The 18,498-nt window shown below is 59.6% G+C and carries 18 protein-coding genes and 2 pseudogenes; 12 read left to right on the top strand and 8 right to left on the bottom strand.

The window, feature by feature from the left end; translation table 11 throughout:
- Positions 1-22 precede the first annotated feature (22 nt).
- The 4 genes from P3T40_RS38075 (at position 23) to P3T40_RS38060 (ending at position 4,009) form a co-directional block, all read left to right on the top strand.
- Positions 23-352 carry an NIPSNAP family protein gene (locus P3T40_RS38075; protein ID WP_429272855.1) on the top strand — a complete coding sequence of 110 codons (330 nt, stop codon included), beginning with the start codon at positions 23-25 and terminating at the stop codon, positions 350-352.
- 43 nt (positions 353-395) lie between these two features.
- Complete coding sequence (locus P3T40_RS38070) at positions 396-1,277, top strand: alpha/beta hydrolase (protein WP_429272854.1); 882 nt, start codon at positions 396-398, stop codon at positions 1,275-1,277.
- A gap of 73 nt (positions 1,278-1,350) precedes the next feature.
- A complete protein-coding gene (locus P3T40_RS38065; RefSeq protein WP_429272853.1) occupies positions 1,351-2,760 on the top strand; it encodes an MFS transporter in 1,410 nt (469 codons plus the stop codon).
- Positions 2,761-2,926: 166 nt separating this feature from the next.
- Positions 2,927-4,009 (top strand): porin, encoded by a 1,083-nt coding sequence (locus P3T40_RS38060; RefSeq protein WP_429272852.1) that lies wholly within the window; start codon positions 2,927-2,929, stop codon positions 4,007-4,009.
- Positions 4,010-4,323: 314 nt separating this feature from the next.
- On the opposite strand, the gene P3T40_RS38055 is transcribed toward P3T40_RS38060, so the two are convergent.
- The 4 genes from P3T40_RS38055 to P3T40_RS38040 form a co-directional block, all read right to left on the bottom strand.
- Positions 4,324-5,148 (bottom strand): alpha/beta fold hydrolase, encoded by an 825-nt coding sequence (locus P3T40_RS38055; RefSeq protein WP_429272851.1) that lies wholly within the window; start codon positions 5,146-5,148, stop codon positions 4,324-4,326.
- A gap of 195 nt (positions 5,149-5,343) precedes the next feature.
- A complete protein-coding gene (locus P3T40_RS38050) occupies positions 5,344-5,991 on the bottom strand; it encodes a cysteine hydrolase (RefSeq protein ID WP_429272850.1) in 648 nt (215 codons plus the stop codon).
- Positions 5,992-6,478: 487 nt separating this feature from the next.
- Positions 6,479-7,849: an MFS transporter gene (locus tag P3T40_RS38045; protein WP_429272894.1), complete on the bottom strand. Its 1,371-nt coding sequence runs from the start codon at positions 7,847-7,849 to the stop codon at positions 6,479-6,481.
- Between the two features lie 332 nt (positions 7,850-8,181).
- Positions 8,182-8,727 (bottom strand): arsinothricin resistance N-acetyltransferase ArsN1 family B, encoded by a 546-nt coding sequence (locus P3T40_RS38040; RefSeq protein WP_429272849.1) that lies wholly within the window; start codon positions 8,725-8,727, stop codon positions 8,182-8,184.
- Between the two features lie 186 nt (positions 8,728-8,913).
- Between P3T40_RS38040 and P3T40_RS38035 the strand changes: the two genes are divergently transcribed.
- Genes P3T40_RS38035 through P3T40_RS38005 form a run of 7 tightly spaced genes read left to right on the top strand, consistent with a single transcriptional unit; the run spans position 8,914 to position 13,716 of the window.
- Entirely contained in the window at positions 8,914-9,246 is a 333-nt protein-coding gene (locus P3T40_RS38035) for an ArsR/SmtB family transcription factor (RefSeq protein WP_429272848.1), read from the top strand.
- On the top strand, positions 9,243-9,683 hold the full coding sequence (locus P3T40_RS38030) for an ArsI/CadI family heavy metal resistance metalloenzyme (protein WP_429272847.1): 441 nt from the start codon (positions 9,243-9,245) through the stop codon (positions 9,681-9,683). The genes P3T40_RS38035 and P3T40_RS38030 overlap by 4 nt, the downstream gene beginning before the upstream one ends.
- A gap of 27 nt (positions 9,684-9,710) precedes the next feature.
- Entirely contained in the window at positions 9,711-10,232 is a 522-nt protein-coding gene (locus P3T40_RS38025; protein ID WP_429272846.1) for an arsenate reductase ArsC, read from the top strand.
- On the top strand, positions 10,219-11,289 hold the full coding sequence (gene arsB / locus P3T40_RS38020; protein ID WP_429272845.1) for an ACR3 family arsenite efflux transporter: 1,071 nt from the start codon (positions 10,219-10,221) through the stop codon (positions 11,287-11,289). Before P3T40_RS38025 ends, arsB begins: the two co-directional genes overlap by 14 nt.
- Positions 11,290-11,301: 12 nt before the next feature.
- Positions 11,302-11,724: an arsenate reductase (glutaredoxin) gene (gene arsC / locus P3T40_RS38015; RefSeq protein WP_429272844.1), complete on the top strand. Its 423-nt coding sequence runs from the start codon at positions 11,302-11,304 to the stop codon at positions 11,722-11,724.
- Complete coding sequence (arsH, locus tag P3T40_RS38010; protein WP_429272843.1) at positions 11,724-12,488, top strand: arsenical resistance protein ArsH; 765 nt, start codon at positions 11,724-11,726, stop codon at positions 12,486-12,488. Before arsC ends, arsH begins: the two co-directional genes overlap by 1 nt.
- Positions 12,457-13,716 (top strand): MFS transporter, encoded by a 1,260-nt coding sequence (locus tag P3T40_RS38005; RefSeq protein ID WP_429272842.1) that lies wholly within the window; start codon positions 12,457-12,459, stop codon positions 13,714-13,716. Before arsH ends, P3T40_RS38005 begins: the two co-directional genes overlap by 32 nt.
- Here P3T40_RS38005 and P3T40_RS38000 read toward each other — a convergent pair.
- The 3 genes and pseudogenes from P3T40_RS38000 to P3T40_RS37990 form a co-directional block, all read right to left on the bottom strand.
- Positions 13,691-14,722: pseudogene (locus tag P3T40_RS38000) on the bottom strand (multidrug effflux MFS transporter); the annotation flags it as partial. The gene P3T40_RS38005 and the pseudogene P3T40_RS38000 sit on opposite strands and share 26 nt — an antisense overlap.
- A gap of 78 nt (positions 14,723-14,800) precedes the next feature.
- Positions 14,801-15,496 carry a glutathione S-transferase family protein gene (locus tag P3T40_RS37995; protein WP_429272841.1) on the bottom strand — a complete coding sequence of 232 codons (696 nt, stop codon included), beginning with the start codon at positions 15,494-15,496 and terminating at the stop codon, positions 14,801-14,803.
- Positions 15,497-15,505: 9 nt separating this feature from the next.
- Positions 15,506-16,258, bottom strand: coding sequence for an SDR family NAD(P)-dependent oxidoreductase (locus P3T40_RS37990; protein ID WP_429272840.1), 753 nt, complete (start codon positions 16,256-16,258; stop codon positions 15,506-15,508).
- A 233-nt stretch (positions 16,259-16,491) separates the two neighbouring features.
- Here P3T40_RS37990 and P3T40_RS37985 point away from each other — a divergent pair.
- A pseudogene (locus P3T40_RS37985) lies at positions 16,492-17,386 on the top strand (LysR substrate-binding domain-containing protein).
- A gap of 713 nt (positions 17,387-18,099) precedes the next feature.
- Here P3T40_RS37985 and P3T40_RS37980 read toward each other — a convergent pair.
- Positions 18,100-18,498, bottom strand: a 399-nt coding sequence (locus P3T40_RS37980) for a transposase (RefSeq protein WP_429272839.1), incomplete at its 5' end; no start/stop codon positions are given.

Raw genomic sequence — 18,498 nt, 5'->3', positions numbered from 1 at the left:
ACGACCAACGGTAACCAGGGGTATGACGATGATTTACGAGCTCAGGACCTACGTGTCGGCACCCGGACGTCTCGACGACGTGCTTGCGCGATTCCGGCAACCCGTATTGCAGATCTGGGAGGAGCTCGGAATCGAGCCACTCGGCTTCTGGACGGCCGAATCCGATGAGCGCGGCGAACTGGTCTACCTGCTGCGATGGGATTCGGAACGACAGCGCGACGAGAAGATGGCGGCTTTCCTGAAGGATCCTCGCTGGCTCGATGCGAAGGCACATTCGGAGTGCGACGGCCCGATCGTCGAGTCATTCGCGACGAAACCGCTGCGCCCGACGGATTTTTCACGTCTGCGGTAGGCGGACGAAATGAACGTGACGGAAACAGGATGTGGAGATGAACATGTGTGAGGTCAGGACAGAAGACGTGAGCTTCTTCGGCGCGGCGGGGGCGAGCGTCTCGGGCAGGCTGTATCTGCCGCCCGCGGGGCAGAACCATCGGATTGGCATCGTGATGTGCCACGGTTTCGGCGGCGTGAAGGAAGGCGTGCTGCCCGGACTGGCGACGCTGCTCGCCGGGGCCGGCTATACGGCGCTGACATTCGATTTTCGCGGCTTCGGTGGCACCGGCGGGCAGGTCGGCCGTCTCGTGCCGGACGAGCAGGTCGAGGACACGGTACACGCACTCGAATATCTGGCCGGTAGCGGCCGAGTCGATCCGGAGCAGGTCGGACTTTACGGAACGAGTTTCGGTGGCGGCGTGGCGGCGCTCGCGGCCGCATACAGCGACCGGCCCAAGGCACTGGCGGTATCGGTGCCGGTCACATCGGGCAGCGGCTGGCTAAAGAGCATGACGCGCTATTACGAGTTCCGCGACCTGAAGGCGAAGGCCATGGCGGCGATTCGGGAGAAGACCGCGACGGGAACGATCGCGATGGTTGATCGCTTCGACATCATGATTCCGGATCCGCTGTCGCTCGAGCGCTACACGCAGAAAATTCCGATGGCGATGGAGACGTTCTATCACGTCTCGCACCACGAGCCGATCGCTCGCGCTGCCGACATCGCGGTACCGACGCTGATGTTTGGCGTGAAGACGGATCAGCTTGTGCCGGTCAGTCAGACAATTGATTTTTATGAACGTCTGACGGTGGAGAAGGCGCTCGACCTGTCGGATTACGGCACGCACTGGGCGGTCTACGACGAACTGTTGCCCGTCGTGTCCACAAAGGCGATCGCATGGTACGACCGTCACTTGCGCGGCGCGGCGCACGTGGATCGCTGATTCGCATGTCGCCGTGCGTCGCTTCGCCGGCGCGCGCTTCGCAGCGCAACCGATAACGATTCAGGAGACATGCATGGAGCCGGGCACAATGAGCGGCAATCCGCTTGCTGCTGACACGCAGGCCGGGGAGGTCACGCAGCGAAGCAATGCCGACGCACTGGCGGCGAGACTCGAACGCCTGCCGATCTGTTCGTGGCACGCGAAAGCCCGGCTGATGCTGGGCGTCGCAACGTTTTTCGACGCGTTCGACGCGCTCACGATCGCACAGGTGCTGCCTGCGCTCGTGCCTCTGTGGAAACTCAGTTCGGCCGACGTCGGCTGGCTGATCGCGGCCGGCTATGGTGGCCAGCTGCTGGGTGCGATCTTCTTCGGCTGGCTCGCCGGACGTATTGGCCGACTCCGCACGATTCAGATAGCCATCCTGATCTTCGCGGTGACGAGCGTCGTCTGCGGGCTGGCGAGCCAGTATTCGACGCTCGTCGCCGGACGCTTCGTGCAGGGTTTCGGGCTTGGCGGCGAGGTGCCCGCCGCAGCCGTCTACATCAGCGAGATCACGCGCGCGAAGACGCGCGGCCGGTTTCTCCTGCTGTATGAATTCATCTTCTCGGTGGGTGTGTTCCTGAGCGGTGTCATCGGCACGTTGGTTGTGCCGCGCCTCGGCTGGGAATGGATGTTCTTCATCGGCGCGCTACCGATCGTGATCGTGCCCGTGCTCCGCCGTATGCTTCCGGAATCGCCGCGCTGGCTCGCATCCCGCGGCCGGATGCATGAGGCGCAGGCAGCGACCGCGCGAATCGAGGCGGCGATCGTGAAGGCAACCGGCCGGGATCTGCCGCCTGTCGTCGCGCTTCCGCCGCGCATCGAGCCGAAGAACAGTTGGCGCGACTACTTCGCGGCGCCGTATCTGTCGCGCACGCTCGCGCTCTGGGCGATCTGGTTTGGCGCGTTCATCGTCTACTACGGTCTCGGCACGTGGATGCCGACGCTTTACCGCAGTGTCTTCGGGCTCGGGCTCGACGATGCGCTGCATTACGCGCTGATCACCAACGCGTGTGGGGTTGCCGCCGTGTTTCTGTGCATCTTTACGGTAGACGTGATTGGGCGGCGGCCGATCTTCATTCTGTCGTTCGTCGGCTGCGCGGCGTCGTTCGCGTGGCTCTACGCGATGGGGATTCGCGATCTCATGATGTTCGTCGTGGTCGTCAGCGCCGCGTATTTTTTCGCGACGCTGTCGGCGCTCTGCGTCTACCTGTACACACCGGAATGCTATCCGACCCGCGCGCGCGCTCAAGGCATGGGGATGGCGACTGCATGGTGCCGCGCCGCGTCGATGATCGGGCCGGCGTTCATCGGAATGGTCGTGAAGACCGATTTGAACAACGTGTTTCTGGTGTTCGGCACGGTCGCATTCGTGGTCGGCGCGATCGTCGTGACTCTTGCACCGGAGACAGCGGGAAAGCGGCTCGAGGAAATCTCGCCGTAGACTTAACGCCGTAACACCGAACGATGCCCCCCGCACTTGTCGACTGAGCCGGCCACCGAGCCGGAAGATCAAGCGTGACTCTCTGGATCTTCCGGCATAAAAATTCGGATTACGAAATATACCGAGCTGCCGCACGAGTCGGCGGCTCGCATGGAGACAGCGACGAATGAGCCACGGAATGCAGATCGGCCGGGCCGCTCACGGGCGCCCGGTCCGCCGCGGCGCGCGCGCGTGCCGGGTGCTAGTCCTTTGTGGCGTGTCGTTGGTGATCGCCGACGACGCCCGCGGGCAATCGACCGTCACCCTGTATGGAATCGTCGACACAAGCGTCGAGATCACGAATACCGGGACTCATACAACGATCCGAATGGATTCGGGAAGCCAGATCGGTACGCAATACGGGCTGAAGGGAAGCGAGGCGATCGGTGCCGGCTACGCGATCGAGTTCCAGCTCGAGAATGGCTTTTCCGCCGTGAACGGCGCTGCCGCGAACGCGGCAGACGCATTCAGCCGGCAGGCATGGATCGGACTCGCCGGTCCGTTCGGATCGCTTCGCTTTGGCCTGCAACACTCGCCGCTCTACAACGTCGTCGCGTGCAGGCTCGATGCGTTCTGCGTGGCCTTGATGGCCTCCGGTTTCAACAATTTCCTGACGATCGTACCGCGCGCGGCGAATTCGATCCGCTACGACTCGCCGTTGTTTCGCGGCTGGAGTTTCCAGGCGATGGTGTCGTTGCGCGATCCGTCGAGCGCAGCGGCGAGCGGAATCGGCGGCTACCACCTCGCTTTCGAATACGACGACGGCGGCCCGCTGCAGACCGAGGGAGGGTATCAGTGGGTCCACAATCCTGGCACGAGCCCGACCCGCGCGTTGTTCTGCGGACTGTCGTACGGCTTCGGCGGACTGCGTCTCTACGCGGCAATCGAGCATGCGACGTCCGCCGCGACACTCGCGAGGAATGACATGGGTGTGTCGGCCCGCTATGAGCTGACAGCGTTCGACGCGATCTCGCTTGGCTACACCTACCTCGACGACACGACGGCTGCGCACGACGACGCGGACCAGTTCGGTGCCGAGTACCAGCATTACCTGTCGAAGCGCACGTTTCTCTATATCGATGGCGGCTATCTGCGCAATCGGCGTGCTGCGAAATTTACGTTGAACGGGGCGGTCGTTGCCGGCGTGCCGGTCGACTATGCGGGCGCGCCGGTCAAGGGTATCCAGTTCGGTATTGAGCATCATTTCTAGCCGTCGGGATCCGCGTGTTGCGATGACGCATTGTCATCTTAGAAGTCATCTTTCCTCGCTGCACGCGTCCCGGGCGCAGGAATACTGTCATCTTGGCTGGCAGGTGGTTGCGACCTCGCGCCTCCCTTTGTTCCCCGGTGCCCGCGACGGACCCGTGCCGATTGATGTGCTCATGACAATCTCATGGCCCCTGTCGAGAAAATCGAATGCTCCTAGCCGACCCACAGCGGACGGCCAAACGGAATTGAAGGCAATGGCCGCTTCCGAGGTAGATCAGTGGTTGCTCGACCCAGCACACAGGGATGCCCGACGATTCAGGAATTAATGAAGGCGAGGAGATCCGCATTGATCGTATCGGCTTGCGTGGTGGGCATGCCGTGCGGGAAGCCCTTATAGGTTTTCAAGGTGCCGTTCTGCAGCAATTTCGCGCTCAACGGCCCAGAGTCGGCATAAGGTACGATTTGATCGTCGTCGCCGTGCATCACTAACGTTGGGACTGTGATCTTCTTCAGGTCTTCGGTGAAATCCGTCTGGGAAAAGGCCACGATCCCGTCGTAGTGCGCTTTTGCTCCGCCCTCCATTCCCTGACGCCACCAGTTCATGATCACGCCTTCGGACGGCTTGGCCCCTGGACGGTTATAACCGTAGAACGGCCCGGCAGCGACATCCCGGTAGAATTGTGAGCGGTTGCTGGCAACCTGCGCTTGAAATCCGTCAAAAACATCCTTGGGAACACCTTCCGGGTTATTAGCTGTCTTAACCATGAGCGGCGGCACGGCACTGATCAGCACCGCCTTGGCTACGCGGCTCTCGCCGTGACGCGCGAGATACCGAACGACCTCACCGCCCCCGGTTGAGTGGCCAACGTGGATTGCATTTTTAAGGTCAAGATGCCCGGTAACGGCTGCAAGATCATCGGCATAGTGATCCATATCATGACCGTCGGCCGTCTGCGTTGACCGTCCGTGACCACGACGGTCGTGCGCAATGACACGGAAGCCGAGGTTCAGGAAGAACATCATCTGGGCGTCCCAATCGTCGGCGCTCAGTGGCCATCCGTGTGAGAAAACTATGGGCTGCCCTGTTCCCCAGTCCTTGTAGAAGATCTGAATGCCGTCTTTGGTCGTAACCGTGTTCATCGTCATTCTCCTTACTAAGGCAACCTGTCAAAGAAAAATGAACCACGGGCGTGAACTCGTGCGCCGTGAGACATTGCCACGGGATAGGTAGACCGTCGGCGATCCGTTCTGGAAACCTGCTGGGACGTATCAACTGGGCAAACGCGCCTTTCAGGCCGAGAGTCTATTCGGCTGTCAACCGATCTTACTTGCGCGTCATCCCATTGAAGCCACTACTTCGTCGGTAGTCACGACGCCGTGCGCGAGAAACGCGTAGTTGATCATCGCCGCCTTATATCCGTCGCCCCAAACGGGATGACGCGGTCCGGCAGTGGCATCGCTAACTACATGTACCTCGAATCCCTGTTCGAGCAGATCACGCAGATGTGACTCCACGCACATATTGGCGAGCATGCCTCCCAGTACCACCTTTCTCACTCCTCGCTTGCGTAGTTGAAGGACGAGATCGTTGGTTTGCGGTCCGAAGACCTTGTGCGGACTCACAACAACCGTCTCACCGTCGTTGATGTAAGGTTTGAATTCGTCGAGCCAGTCAGCGCCGGAGCCTTCAAAACCTTCCAGACTCAACTGACCACTACGCGCAAACGTGCCGGTAGCGAATTCATCCGCCTCCAACGGTCCATTGAATTTCCATACTCGATCAGTCGGGAAAAAGTAGTGTGGCGAGATAAAGACCGCGAACTTCGCGGACTTTGCCGCCTTGAAGATTCGCAGCATGTTTTCTACCGTCTTGTTCTCTGTCACGCTTGCTCCCACCGCGCCCCAATTCTTGCCGTTTTTGCTTAAAACATCGACTTGCGGGTCGATGAAAACCACGGCTGTCTCAGTTCGATCAAAGGACACTTCGGACCCCCAATAGAGTGCATGACGGCTAGCCGACTTCGTCGACCCAAGCCTGTCCGATCAGATTAGGAAACGGGGGACTGAAAAGCAACGACGGTCCGACAGATTTCGATGGCGCATCCAAGTTCTTGCGCGGGGGCGCCGAGCGACAGGGCGTTTGGAGAATTGTGCATGTTGGCGCCGCGTGCATGCTATTAACAAGCTAATGATTAAGAAGCCAACGCGACCGATGGGATCAGGCCGCAAAATGCAATCGCCGAGTTAGCCTTTCTCTGCAGAGCAACTCCGCGACGAGCCCTGCGGACCCCCAGCCTGCCGAGAATGATCCGAGCGCACAACATCGTGGCGGAGGCCGATGTCTTCGCCAACGTGCATGACAGGACCGTGCTCGTTGGCCGCCGCGTCAACGCCACCATGCGGCCGTGCTGAACCCGGCCTGACCCACTTACTTCGTCGTGTTGACGGAAGCGGCGACAAGCATGATTGATCATGCGGCCGGGGTGGCGTGTCCGCTATCGTCCATCGTTCGCGCTTCGTCGTATTCCCGCGAGATGTCCTTGTTCGTGTAGTCGCCCAGCTGCGAAGCGGCGAACAGGCTGAGCACCGCGCACACCAAGATATAGCCCGCGATCGCATAGCCCGAATGGTAGTAAGCAAAAAGCGCGGTCGCAATCAGCGGTGCAGGGCCGCCGGCAATGATCGAAGCCAACTGGTAGCCCATTGACGCACCGCTGTAACGCAACCGTCCCGTGAAGGATTCAGCGATCAAAGCGGCCTGGGGACCGTACAACATCGAATGCGGTACCAGCGAGAGCACGATGGCGGCGAAGATCCACATCGGATCCTTGGTGTCGACCATTGCAAAATAGAGGAAGCCGAATACGCCCACGACGGCGGCACCGATCATATACATCCGCCGTCGCCCGATCAGATCTGACACGTGGCCAAAGAACGGGATGGTGAAGAATTCCAGCACGGAAGCCGCCAGCACCGCCATCAGCAACAGGTCGCGTGACACGCCCAGTGTCGTGACGCCATAGGTGAAGACGAACGCCGTGAAAATATAGAAAGGTGCCTGTTCGGCCATGCGTGCAAAGGCCGAGAGAAGGATGTCTTTCGGCTGGCGGCGCAACACCTCGAGCATCGGCGTCTTCTCGATTTTGCGCTCAGCCAGGAGCCGCGCGAAGATCGGCGTCTCGAGAATATTCAGGCGTATGTAGAGGCCGATCGCGACCAAGACGATACTGAGGAAGAAAGGTACGCGCCAGCCCCACGTGAGGAAACCGCTGCCGGAGATCTGACTCATGGCCAGCACTGCAAGGTTGGCGAGGAACAATCCCGCCGGCACCCCGAACTGCGGCCAGGAGGCAACGAAGCCGCGATGAGCGTTGGTGCGGGCCCACTCCATCGACATCAGGACCGAGCCGCCCCATTCGCCGCCGACACCCACCCCCTGAATGAAGCGCAGCACCGTGAGCGCGACGGCGCCCCAGATGCCGATCGTCGCATAGGTAGGAACAAAGGCCACGGCAAACGTGGCGAGTCCCATCAGTAGAAGCGTCACGATCAGCGTGGCCTTGCGTCCGATGCGATCGCCGTAATGGCCGAAAATGGCCGCACCAACCGGTCTCGCTATAAAGCCGACGGCGTAGATCAGAAAAGCTTGCAGTGTGCCGACCAGTGGATCCGATCCCGGAAAATACAGCTTTGCGAAAATCAGACCGGTGACCGTACTGTAGAGGAAGAAGTCATACCATTCGATCGTGGTACCAATCGTGCTTGCGATGACGGCGCGGCGCAACTGGCGGCGGGCGTCCTCATCGGAGAGGGGCATCGCCCCTGATTGCGTAGCGGTCATTTGAGATCCCCCAAAAATTAAGGGTGATATTTCAATATAGACCGTTTGCGCGATGAGAGGTTCGGGTGGCGGCAAGGTGCGGCCGACAAGAACGCGTCACAATGATTAGCATGGCTACTGACCTGCCACACCGGAGATCCTCGTAGTGCGTTCAAGTGATTATTCGCAAGGAACAGAAATCAGTTTCAAAGAGCGTTGTCTCAAGCTGGTCGCAAAGCAGACGCTCGGAGCGGTTCCTCGACAGTAGCGAAATTGGATTCCGACAGCATGAAATTACGCGTCCCTCGCGTACTTGGCCGAGTTGATATCTTCTTGATACCCAATCGAAGCATTCAGAAATTGCCGGTTGCGTCGAATGCTTTCGGCGCGACAGGTTCACTCGCGTAAGAACACAGCGTCTTTTGCCACCAACCGACGTCGCGCCATGCACCGAGCTTGAATCCGACCTTTTCATAGACGCCGATATGTTCGAATCCAACCGCTTCATGCAGCGCGACACTCGCGTCGTTCGGCAGTGCAATGCCTGCGAACGCCTGCGCGTAACCGAGTTTCGTTAGCTCCTCCAGCAAGGCTTCGTACAGTCCGCGCCCGACACCCCGCCCTCGACTGGCAGCCCGGACATAGACCGTCATATCGACTGACCATTGATAGGCGGCCCTCTCACGATGCGCGCCGGCATAGGCATAACCACTCACTAGACCCACATCATCCAGACTGACCAGCCACGGGAATCGTCCCAATGTCCCGATTAATCGCCGGCGCATCTCATCCGCTGTCGGTGGTTCAAGTTCGAAAGCGATTGCAGTGTCCGTTACTACAGGGGCGTAAATCGTGGCGATCGCCGCAGCATCGTCAGGGGTCGCGATGCGTAGTCGCATAAGAGCCTCCATGGCTGACAGGTGGACAAGAGCTGATTTTGCTGCACCAATTATCGGACGGGCATGGCGTGTTCTACCCCGTCGAACCGCAGCGCAACGCAGGTGACACGCCCCGGATCAGCGGCACCCAGCGCTTCATTTCAATAATACTTGAAATATTAAAACGAATGATCTATCGTTCCGGGCATGGACTCAAACCTCGTTGTACGCGCCCTGAGCGCGCTTGCCCACGAATCGCGCCTTGCGATCTTCCGCCTGCTGGTCGTCGCAGGCCCAGATGGCATGGCTGCCGGTGAAATCGCGCAGCAGATGGGGCTATCGCCTTCAGGCCTTTCGTTCCACCTGAAGGACCTGTCGCATGCTGACCTGGTGAAGCCGCGACAGCAGGGGCGTTTCGTGATCTACACGGCGAATTTCGACGCCATGACGGGCCTGATTGGTTTCCTGACGGAGAACTGCTGCGCGGGCGCAACCTGTGTCGCGAGCGATCTCCCCAACTGCTGCGGAGACACACCATGAAGCGTATGCATATCCATGTCGCAGTCGAAAATCTGAGCGACAGTATTCGGTTCTACAGCGCCATGTTCGGCAACACCGAGCCCACCATTCGCAAGAGTGACTACTGCAAATGGGAACTCTCAGATCCTGCCGTGAATTTCGCGATTTCGCAGCGTGGTGCAAAACCAGGTGTCGATCACATCGGCATTCAGGTCGAAACCGATGCCGAGCTGGCCGAAATGAATGCGCGCTTCGCCGCTGCTGAACTGCCGGTACAGGCCCAGACGGGCACGACCTGTTGCTATGCGCGGTCGGACAAGGCATGGACGATTGATCCGCAAGGCGTCGCATGGGAAACGTTTCGAACCCTCGAAGCCGCGCCGGTCTACGGTCACTCGCGCGAGCAAACGCAAACACATCCTCAATCGTCGGCCGCATGCTGCACGCCGACTAATTAAACCCATCGTGACCTTCCGGAGCCGCCCGTGAGCGACAAACCGTGCTCGATTCTCATTCTCTGCACGGGCAACAGCTCGCGCAGCGTCATGGCAGAAGCGCTATTCAACGTGCTGGGAAAGGGCAAGTTTCAGGCGTATAGCGCGGGCAGTCACCCTTCCGGGGTCGTGAACCCGTTCGCCGTCGAGCGCTGCGATGCGCTGGGTTACGACACCGCGAAGCTGCGTAGCAAGAGCTGGGATGAGTTTGCTACCCCTGACGCCCCGCACATGGACTTCATTATCACGGTGTGCGACCAGGCTGCGGGCGAAGTTTGTCCGATCTGGCCGGGACGCCCGATGACGGCGCATTGGGGTTTCGAGGACCCGGCCGCGTTTGAAGGTAGCGACGACGAGAAGCTAAAAGTCTTCAATAAGGTCTATCGGCAGATCATGACCCGGGTGAGCCAGTTCGTGAACCTGCCGCTGCACGTGCTGGACCGAAACGCGATCCAGCGTGAGATGCGTGCGATCGGTGAGAAACCCGTAGAGGAATCAAATGAGCAGCACTGACACAGCGATCGGCGACGCACGGCCAGCGATTGGATTCTTTGAGCGTTACCTGACCGTCTGGGTCGCGCTCTGCATCGTTGGCGGCATCCTGGTCGGACAGGTGCTTCCTCAAGTCTTTCAGGCGATCGGCAGCATGGAAGTGGCGCACCTCAATCTTCCGGTCGGTGTGCTGATCTGGGTGATGATCATCCCGATGCTGGTCAAGATCGATTTTGCCGCGATGACCCAGGTTAAGAGCCAATGGCGCGGCATCGGCGTTACTCTGTTCGTGAACTGGTTCGTCAAACCGTTCTCGATGGCATTACTCGGCTGGATCTTCATCCGTCACGTATTCGCGCCGTGGCTTCCTGCCGACCAGCTCGACAGCTATATCGCCGGCTTGATCCTGCTGGCCGCCGCTCCCTGCACGGCCATGGTGTTCGTATGGTCGCAACTCTGCAAGGGCGATCCGTATTTCACGCTATCGCAAGTGGCGCTCAACGATTCCATCATGATCGTGGCCTTCGCGCCGCTCGTCGCGCTGCTGCTCGGCCTGTCAGCCATCACGGTGCCGTGGGATACGCTGATCATCTCGGTTGGCCTGTACATCGTTATTCCAGTCATCCTCGCGCAACTGCTGCGGCGGAAGCTGCTTACCAAGGGTGACGCGCATTTCCGGCAGGCGGTTGCTCGTCTCGGTCCCTATTCGATCAGTGCATTGCTCGCGACTCTCGTGTTGTTGTTCGCCTTCCAGGGGCAGGCAATAGTCAAGGAACCACTGGTCATCGCGATGCTCGCCGTGCCGATTCTGATTCAGGTGTTCTTCAATTCCGGCCTCGCCTATCTGCTCAATCGCCGGCTTGGCGTCGCGCATTGCGTCGCAGGTCCGTCGAGTCTGATCGGCGCAAGCAATTTCTTCGAGCTTGCGGTGGCCACGGCGATCAGCCTGTTTGGATTTCATTCGGGTGCGGCGCTTGCCACGGTGGTCGGCGTGCTGATCGAGGTACCGGTGATGCTGCTGGTGGTCGGCGTCGTCAATCGTTCGCAGCACTGGTACGAGGCAAAAACACAGCGTTAAAGGACAACGTATATGAGCGTTACGATCTATCACAACCCGGATTGCGGCACCTCGCGCAATACGCTGGCAATGATTCGCAATGCCGGCATCGAGCCGGAGATCATCGAGTATCTGAAGAGCGCGCCCGATCGAGCCACGCTGAAGGACCTGATCGAACGCGCGGGCCTCACCGTGCGCGCCACGTTGCGCGAGAAGGGCACGCCGTATGCCGAACTCGGGCTTGCGGATACGTCCCTGAGCGATGAGCAGTTGCTCGACGCAATGATGGACCATCCGATCCTCATTAACCGCCCGTTTGTCGTCACGCCGCTTGGCGTGCGCCTGTGTCGGCCCTCCGAGCTGGTGCTCAACATCCTGCCCGCTCAGCAGAAAGGCTCATTCACGAAAGAGGATGGCGAGCAGATCGTCGATAGTGAAGGAAGGAGGCTTCTCTAATGACGCAGGACATTCCGAACGTCAGCGCCCCGCACCTCGACACGCCTGATCTGCAGAAGCTCGAACCGCGCACTGTTTCGCAACACGCCGCGCGAATCCTTTTGCTGTTCGGCTCGTTGCGCTCGACCTCATACAGCCAGCTTCTCACGCTCGAAGCCGAACGCATCCTGCGTCATTTCGGCGCGGACACGCGGGTATTCGATCCGCACGGCTTGCCGCTTGTGGACAGCGTGCCGGCCGATCATCCAAAGGTGGTCGAACTGCGCAAACTCTCGGAGTGGTCGGAGGGGCAAGTCTGGTGCAGCCCGGAACGTCACGGAACCCTGACGGCAGTATTAAAGAATCAGATCGACTGGCTACCACTTGAAAGCGGCGGCGTTCGTCCAACGCAAGGTCGCACGCTTGCGGTAATGCAAGTCTGCGGCGGTTCGCAATCGTTCAACGCCGTAAACGCGCTGCGCATTCTCGGCCGGTGGATGCGTATGGTGACCATCCCGAATCAGTCGTCAGTGGCAAAAGCCTGGCAGGAGTTCGATGTACACGGCCGGATGAAACCATCCGCATATTACGATCGCGTCGTCGACGTGATGGAGGAACTGTACAAGTTCACGCTGCTGGTGCGTGATCGGTCCGACTACCTGACCGATCGCTACAGTGAGCGGAAAGAAGCGCACCCGGAGCTTGCAATGAGACTGGCAGCCGCCGCCATGAATCAGGAAACAGTGACCGCCAATGCTGACACTGACGACGACGAAACGGAGTGACAGCGGCGGCGGCCGGGGAGCTATCGCGACATGGGCGCTCGCAGTTGCGCAGCTCGTCTCCTGGGGCTCGATCTATTACGCGTTCTCGCTTTTTGTTGTGCCGATGGAAGGTGCGCTGGGATGGAGCCGGACGGCGACTAACACGGCCCTCTCGGTCGGCCTGCTGATTTCAGGGTTGGCGGCTTACCCGGTCGGAACGTGGATCGATCACGGTCACGGCCGGCGCGTCATGGTCTGCGGGACCGTGCTGGCCGCGGCGATGCTGGCGCTGTGGTCGCAAGCACATAGCCTCATAACGCTATTCGTCGTCTGGATCGGCCTCGGTGTCGCAATGGCCGCGACGCTATACGATCCGGTTTTCGCAGTGATCACACGGGACTTTCCTCGTAGTTTTCGCACAAAGATTACGTTGGTCACACTGGTGGCCGGCTTCGCCAGTACTGTCTTTATCCCATTGACGCAGGTTCTGGTTGACCGTCTCCAATGGCGAGACGCGCTTCTCGCGCTGGCCGGGTTTAATCTGGCGATCTGCCTACCCATCCACATCTTTGCAATCGGTCGCGATACGCCCCGCGAAGACGATAGGGATTACAAGGCCGCACTGAAGGCAACCAATGCGGCGGCAACCGGGCGCGCCCTACGGACCCCGACATTCTGGGCGCTGGCTGTGTGCTTCACCGCCTATTACGCGACATTTGCAGCACTAACCTTCCACCTGGTACTGCTCATGGCGGAACGGCGGGTGTCGCCAGCACTGATCCTGACCACGATGGCCGTCATTGGTCCCGCACAGGTTCTCGCGCGCGTGCTGTGGTTCACGATTGGCCGAAATATGCGTCCGTCGATCATCGGCATGGCGATCACGACGGCCTTTCCCGCGTCAGTTCTTGTTCTCATCTACGGACGTTCGCTCACCCTTTCGCGGGGACATTTGAACGTCGGATTCGCCCTGACAGCGGTCCTTCTCTGGTCGATGCCCTCCAGCCTGTCGTTCGCCGAATCCAACACTAATCAGCCGCACAAGCGTTGTAGCTGCGTGTCGATCCGCTATCCAACAGTATCTAGTGCGGAGATAAGTTGCTTTCTGCAACTGCTCCCAACTCCAAGATCCATAGCCCAAGACCAACAAGTCCAAAAGCCATCTGACCCGCAGCAAGCCAAAGTACTGACCTATCGAGCGCCGGCGCGACGAAACCCGTTACCAGCGCTGCGAGCAGAACCATCGTGAACGCCTGACAGGAAGCGACGAGGCCCCTTATATTAGGAAACAGGTCCAGCACCATTAACGTTATGCTGGGTGCGATAACCGACATGCCAAACGAGTAAAAGAGGAGCGGCGCTATGGACCAGGGCAATGCTGGTGCGTGAACTGTATGAAAGGCGACGTTGGCGACACTCGAGGCCATCATGATTGCAAAGCCTGATGCAATCTGTGTACCCTGCGAGACCTTTCCGGCCATGCGCTCAGCACCGAGCGAACCGAGAAAGATGCCGGCGACCAACGGCATGAATTCCCATGCAAAGCCCTCGGAGCTCAAACCCAGGTGTGTACCGAGAAAAACCGGTGCGGCTGCGACATAAAGGAAAAGGCCCGCGAAGTTAAACGCAATCGCACCGGCACCGCGCTGGAACGTGGGCGATGCGAAAACTCGTCGATAGTCGCTCAGCAGTCTTTTCGGTTCGAGCGGACGTCGGTTTTCGAATGATAAGGACTCGGTGAGGTACCGGAAGCAGTACATCAGGAGCGATGCTGTGTAGACGAACAAAAAGACAAAGATTGCTCGCCATTGAAAATTGGTGACAATCCAGCCGCCAATTACCGGAGCGACCGCTGGCGACAGCGAAAAAATCATGCTGACAAGTGATAACAGGCGTGCGGCGAGCGGGCCGGCATGGAGGTCGCGGATGATGGCCCGACCTACCACGGTCCCGGCGCCGGCTGAGACGCCTTGAAGAACCCGGAAAACCCAGAGCCAGTTGAGGTCGGGCGCCGCTGCACAACCCAGTGACGCAATCGAGAAAACTGCGAGCGAGCCCAGAACGACGTTGCGGCGACCCAATGCGTCCGACAACGCGCCGTGCCACAGGCTCATGATTGCGAAGGCGAACAGATAGGTCGTGAGCGTGAACTGGACCTGATGCGCTCCCACGTTAAATGAACGTTCGATTTGGGAGAACGCAGGCAGATACGCATCGACCGAGAGCGGTCCCACAAGCGCGAGGCCGCCGAGCATGAAGGCAAGGGAGCTGACCTTTGCTTCTTTCATTGGGTTCAGTCCGGCTGGCTCTGTGTGTGTTGCCACGATTTTTCCTTAGACGGCCGGAATTGCCATTCCGCGTTGAACTGCAGGGCGCGCGCCAACGCGTGCAAACCAGTCCTGCAAGGCGGCCTTTGCGGCCATGTGTTTGGACAGCACGTCAGCCAGGAACGTATTGGCCGTCACCACCCACGGATAGGCCGCAATATCGGCGATTGAGTATGCGTCGCCGGCGAGGTGGTGATTCCTCGACAACGCCGCTTCCATAACCAGCATCAGGCGGCCTGCTTCGGCGATGAAGCGTCGACTGGCCAATTCCGATTTTTCCTTCGAAAACTTCTCGAAGAAGCCAAGTTGACCGAGCATCGGCCCCAGGCCGCCCACTTGCCAGTTCAGCCATTCCAACTGCTTGTAGCGGGCGGGACCGGAAGCGTCGAGAAAGCGGCCGTGCTTTTCTGCCAGATAGGTGAGAATCGCACCGCTCTCGAACACAGATAGGGAACTACCGTCGGTCAAGTGATCAGTGATGGCAGGGATTTTGTTGTTCGGCGAGATCGCGAGAAACTTGGGTGCGAACTGTTCGTTCTTGCCAAGGTTCACAGCATTGACCTGATACGCGATACCAAGCTCTTCCAGCATAATCGAGACCTTCCGCCCGTTGGGCGTGGTCCAGGTGTGTAGCGTAATCATGGGGATCTCAGTGATGGTCCCGTGGGTTTCCGGGACGCACGAGCTCGTTCCGGAACCCACGCAAAAGGCTTAAATTTGTGCAGTACCGCCATCGACAAACAGTTCGATGCCGTTTACGAAGCTGCTGTCGTCAGATGCGAGGAATGTGACGGCCTTCGCGACTTCGGAGGGTTCGCCCAAACGCCCCATCGGCACTACCGAGGACAGATGTGCGAACAGGCCTTCCCGATGCTCTGCGGGAACGAGCTCGCCGAGGCCAGGCGTGCGAACCGGTCCCGGGCTGACTGCGTTCACGCGGATGTTCCGGGGTTTCAGGTCGAGCAACCACGAGCGGGCGAAGTTACGCACCGCGGCCTTGCTTGCGCTGTAGACGCTGAAATTGACCGTACCCTTCACCGACGTCGTCGACGCCATCAGAATCACCGAGCTACCATCGCGCAGAAGTGGAAGTGCCTTCTGAACGGTGAACAGCACACCCTTGACGTTCACGGAAAAAATCCGGTCGAACTGCTCTTCGGTGATGGAGCCGAGCGGCAGCATGTCGCCGCCGCCGGCGTTCGCAAAGAGGACGTCGAGGTGAGCGGCCTTTGCCGCGATTTCCTGGTACACGCGGTCCAGGTCGTCCAGATTCGAAGCGTCGCCGCGAATGCCCACCGCGGCGTCGCCAATTGCCGCGACCGCTGCGTCGAGTTCTGCCTGCCGGCGGCCGGTGATGAACACCTTCGCGCCTTGCGCCGCGAATTCCTGCGCGGATGCCAGACCAATACCGCTCGTACCGCCAGTTACCAAAGCTACTTTGCCTTCAAGTTTGCGCGTCGTCATGATTGACTCCAGTTCGTTTAGTGAGGCGGTGGTAGGGTTCTACCCGACCGCTGGTGACCTCAGAGCTAGCGGTAGACCTCTACTCGATTGCCGGTGACCATGGGGCTCAATGTACGGTCCGCGAATCATTAGAAAAAATAGCGAAATGCGAATGCTTTATCTACTATGGTAGATAATCAACGCGGCTAATCGTCGAAGCCCGAAATCGGTAAGTGCGCAAAGGGGCGCTATCTTTGGACCAGTTACTCGCAATCCGGGCGTTTGCCCGTGTGGTAGAAGCCGGCACCTTCACGAAGGCGGCCGACTCGCTGCAGATTCCCTTGGCAACGGTGAGCAAGCTCGTGCGCACCCTCGAAAAGCACCTCGGCGTGAAGCTACTGCTTCGTACGACGCGACGGGTCACGGTGACCACGGACGGAGCGGCTTACTATGAGAAAACGGCTGCGCTCCTCCAAAGCCTGGAAGACATCGACTCAAGCTTCCAATCCGCGCAAGGCAAGCCGCGCGGTCACCTGCGTGTCGACATCGGCGGGCACGTTTGCCCGCCTGGTAGTTATCCCCGCTCTTCCCGACTTTCTCGCGAAATATCCGGACATCAGCATTGACTTCGGAGTCAGCGACCGACAGGTCGACCTGATTAGTGACAACGTCGATTGTGTTATCCGTGGTGGCGAACTTAGTGACCTCTCGCTGGTTGCCAGATTGATTGGCAACGCGCCGCGGGTGACTTGCGCAACCCCCGGCTACCTCGAAAAGCACGGCGTGCCACGCAAGCCTGGCGATTTGGAAACTGGCCATTCGATAGTCAATTACATATCGACACGAACCGGTCGACCGACGCCAATGTACTTCGCTCGCGGCAAAGAGAAAATCGAACTTGCTGTACCCCATGTCGTCGGGGTGAACGAAAGCAACGCACACTTTGCGGCGGGTCTGGCGGGCCTCGGGATTATTCAGACGTTCAGCTACACGGCGCAATCGCATATCGAAGCAGGTGACATCGTGCCGATTCTTGAGGACTGGACACCTGCGCCGTATCCGTTCTACGTGGTGTATCCGCCCAACCGATATTTAAGCAATCGGTTGAGAGTTTTCATCGACTGGATAGCAGGGCACTTCGTCACATGAGCTGTCGAACGGGCCTTGGAAGCATATCGTCGGTCTCTGTTGCGAATCGATTTTCCGCCATTAAACAAGGGGCCTTGACCTATGATGGCCAAGGCCGCTTACAACCGGACCTGACTCTTACGTCCGCTTTCGGCAAAACCGAACTGCTCATGAATGTCGACGGCGTCGGTCCGCCGCGTTTTGAACAGGTCGTTACGAAATGGCCGCAAGCGGGACAGTATGAACGGCTGGTCTGGCCGAGTACTTGCCGGCCGCCGCTGACTCACGGATGGCCGCTGGACCTCGGAAGCCGTCGTTGAAGTGGCGCCGGATCGAACGGCGGTTGAGGGTCGTCCTGAGCCGGTCGTTGTCGGGCTCCGATCGTTAAGGGTTATTCGATGCCTGCCGTCGGCCGCAAGAATGTGCCTGCCTCCGCGCATGTCGGCAGGCGTCGAATAAACCCGATGGAGGAAACCACGGAGTGCCCCAATGCGGCTGGAGGCTTCACGGCTATGGCGATTGATAGGCCGGGATGCTCGGTGGTGTCGGATGCCGCACGGTCAGGCGGGGTGCCGGACGGGCGCTGACGCCGTAGTGAAGCGGTGCAGTCGTGCATTGGCGATGATGACGGGGGCGGCCAAATCGCTTCGCGTAGCGACACGCGCAAACGTCCGTTCGCGGGCCGCGTTGCCGCAGCGCCGACGTTCGACAGGCAGATCGAGGAACCGTGGAGTTCATGTCTGACTCCGGCGCATGGGCGGTGCGCGGATCGGGGCGCTGCGCGCGAGGATGTCGATGACGATCATCGGGGCGCTGCGCGCGAGGATGTCGATGACGATCATCGGGGCGCTGCGCGCGAGGATGTCGATGACGATCATCGGTGCGCCGCAGTGCCGGCAGATAAAGACGGGCCGGGTTTCGATGATGGCGTGGTCGGGTGATGGGCTGGTCGCGGGTGCGATGTGCAGCAGATCGCGCAGCCTCGCGAGTCTGGCGCGGCGCACCGGGTTGGCGAGCAGTCCGTAGTGACGGATCCGGTGGAAGCCAGCGGGTAACACATGGAGCAGGAAGCGGCGTATGAATTCGCCGGTTTCGAGGGTCATGGTCTTGTAGCGGGTGTGTCCCTTCGCGCG

It is taken from the genome of Paraburkholderia sp. EB58 (genome assembly GCF_050436665.1).
Classification (GTDB): Bacteria; Pseudomonadota; Gammaproteobacteria; order Burkholderiales; family Burkholderiaceae; genus Paraburkholderia.
This window is presented reverse-complemented; position numbering and strand designations above follow the sequence as displayed.

Excerpts from the sequence above, each read along its gene's own strand:
- arsB (WP_429272845.1), top strand. The coding sequence starts at position 10,219 with ATGAGCAGCACTGACACAGCGATCGGCGACGCACGGCCAGCGATTGGA.
- P3T40_RS38045 (WP_429272894.1), bottom strand. The coding sequence starts at position 7,849 with ATGACCGCTACGCAATCAGGGGCGATGCCCCTCTCCGATGAGGACGCC.
- arsH (WP_429272843.1), top strand. The coding sequence starts at position 11,724 with ATGACGCAGGACATTCCGAACGTCAGCGCCCCGCACCTCGACACGCCT.
- P3T40_RS37990 (WP_429272840.1), bottom strand. The coding sequence starts at position 16,258 with ATGACGACGCGCAAACTTGAAGGCAAAGTAGCTTTGGTAACTGGCGGT.
- arsC (WP_429272844.1), top strand. The coding sequence starts at position 11,302 with ATGAGCGTTACGATCTATCACAACCCGGATTGCGGCACCTCGCGCAAT.
- P3T40_RS38035 (WP_429272848.1), top strand. The coding sequence starts at position 8,914 with ATGGACTCAAACCTCGTTGTACGCGCCCTGAGCGCGCTTGCCCACGAA.
- P3T40_RS38055 (WP_429272851.1), bottom strand. The coding sequence starts at position 5,148 with ATGAACACGGTTACGACCAAAGACGGCATTCAGATCTTCTACAAGGAC.
- P3T40_RS38030 (WP_429272847.1), top strand. The coding sequence starts at position 9,243 with ATGAAGCGTATGCATATCCATGTCGCAGTCGAAAATCTGAGCGACAGT.
- P3T40_RS38075 (WP_429272855.1), top strand. The coding sequence starts at position 23 with ATGACGATGATTTACGAGCTCAGGACCTACGTGTCGGCACCCGGACGT.
- P3T40_RS38065 (WP_429272853.1), top strand. The coding sequence starts at position 1,351 with ATGGAGCCGGGCACAATGAGCGGCAATCCGCTTGCTGCTGACACGCAG.
- P3T40_RS38060 (WP_429272852.1), top strand. The coding sequence starts at position 2,927 with ATGAGCCACGGAATGCAGATCGGCCGGGCCGCTCACGGGCGCCCGGTC.
- P3T40_RS38040 (WP_429272849.1), bottom strand. The coding sequence starts at position 8,727 with ATGCGACTACGCATCGCGACCCCTGACGATGCTGCGGCGATCGCCACG.
- P3T40_RS38070 (WP_429272854.1), top strand. The coding sequence starts at position 396 with ATGTGTGAGGTCAGGACAGAAGACGTGAGCTTCTTCGGCGCGGCGGGG.
- P3T40_RS38005 (WP_429272842.1), top strand. The coding sequence starts at position 12,457 with ATGCTGACACTGACGACGACGAAACGGAGTGACAGCGGCGGCGGCCGG.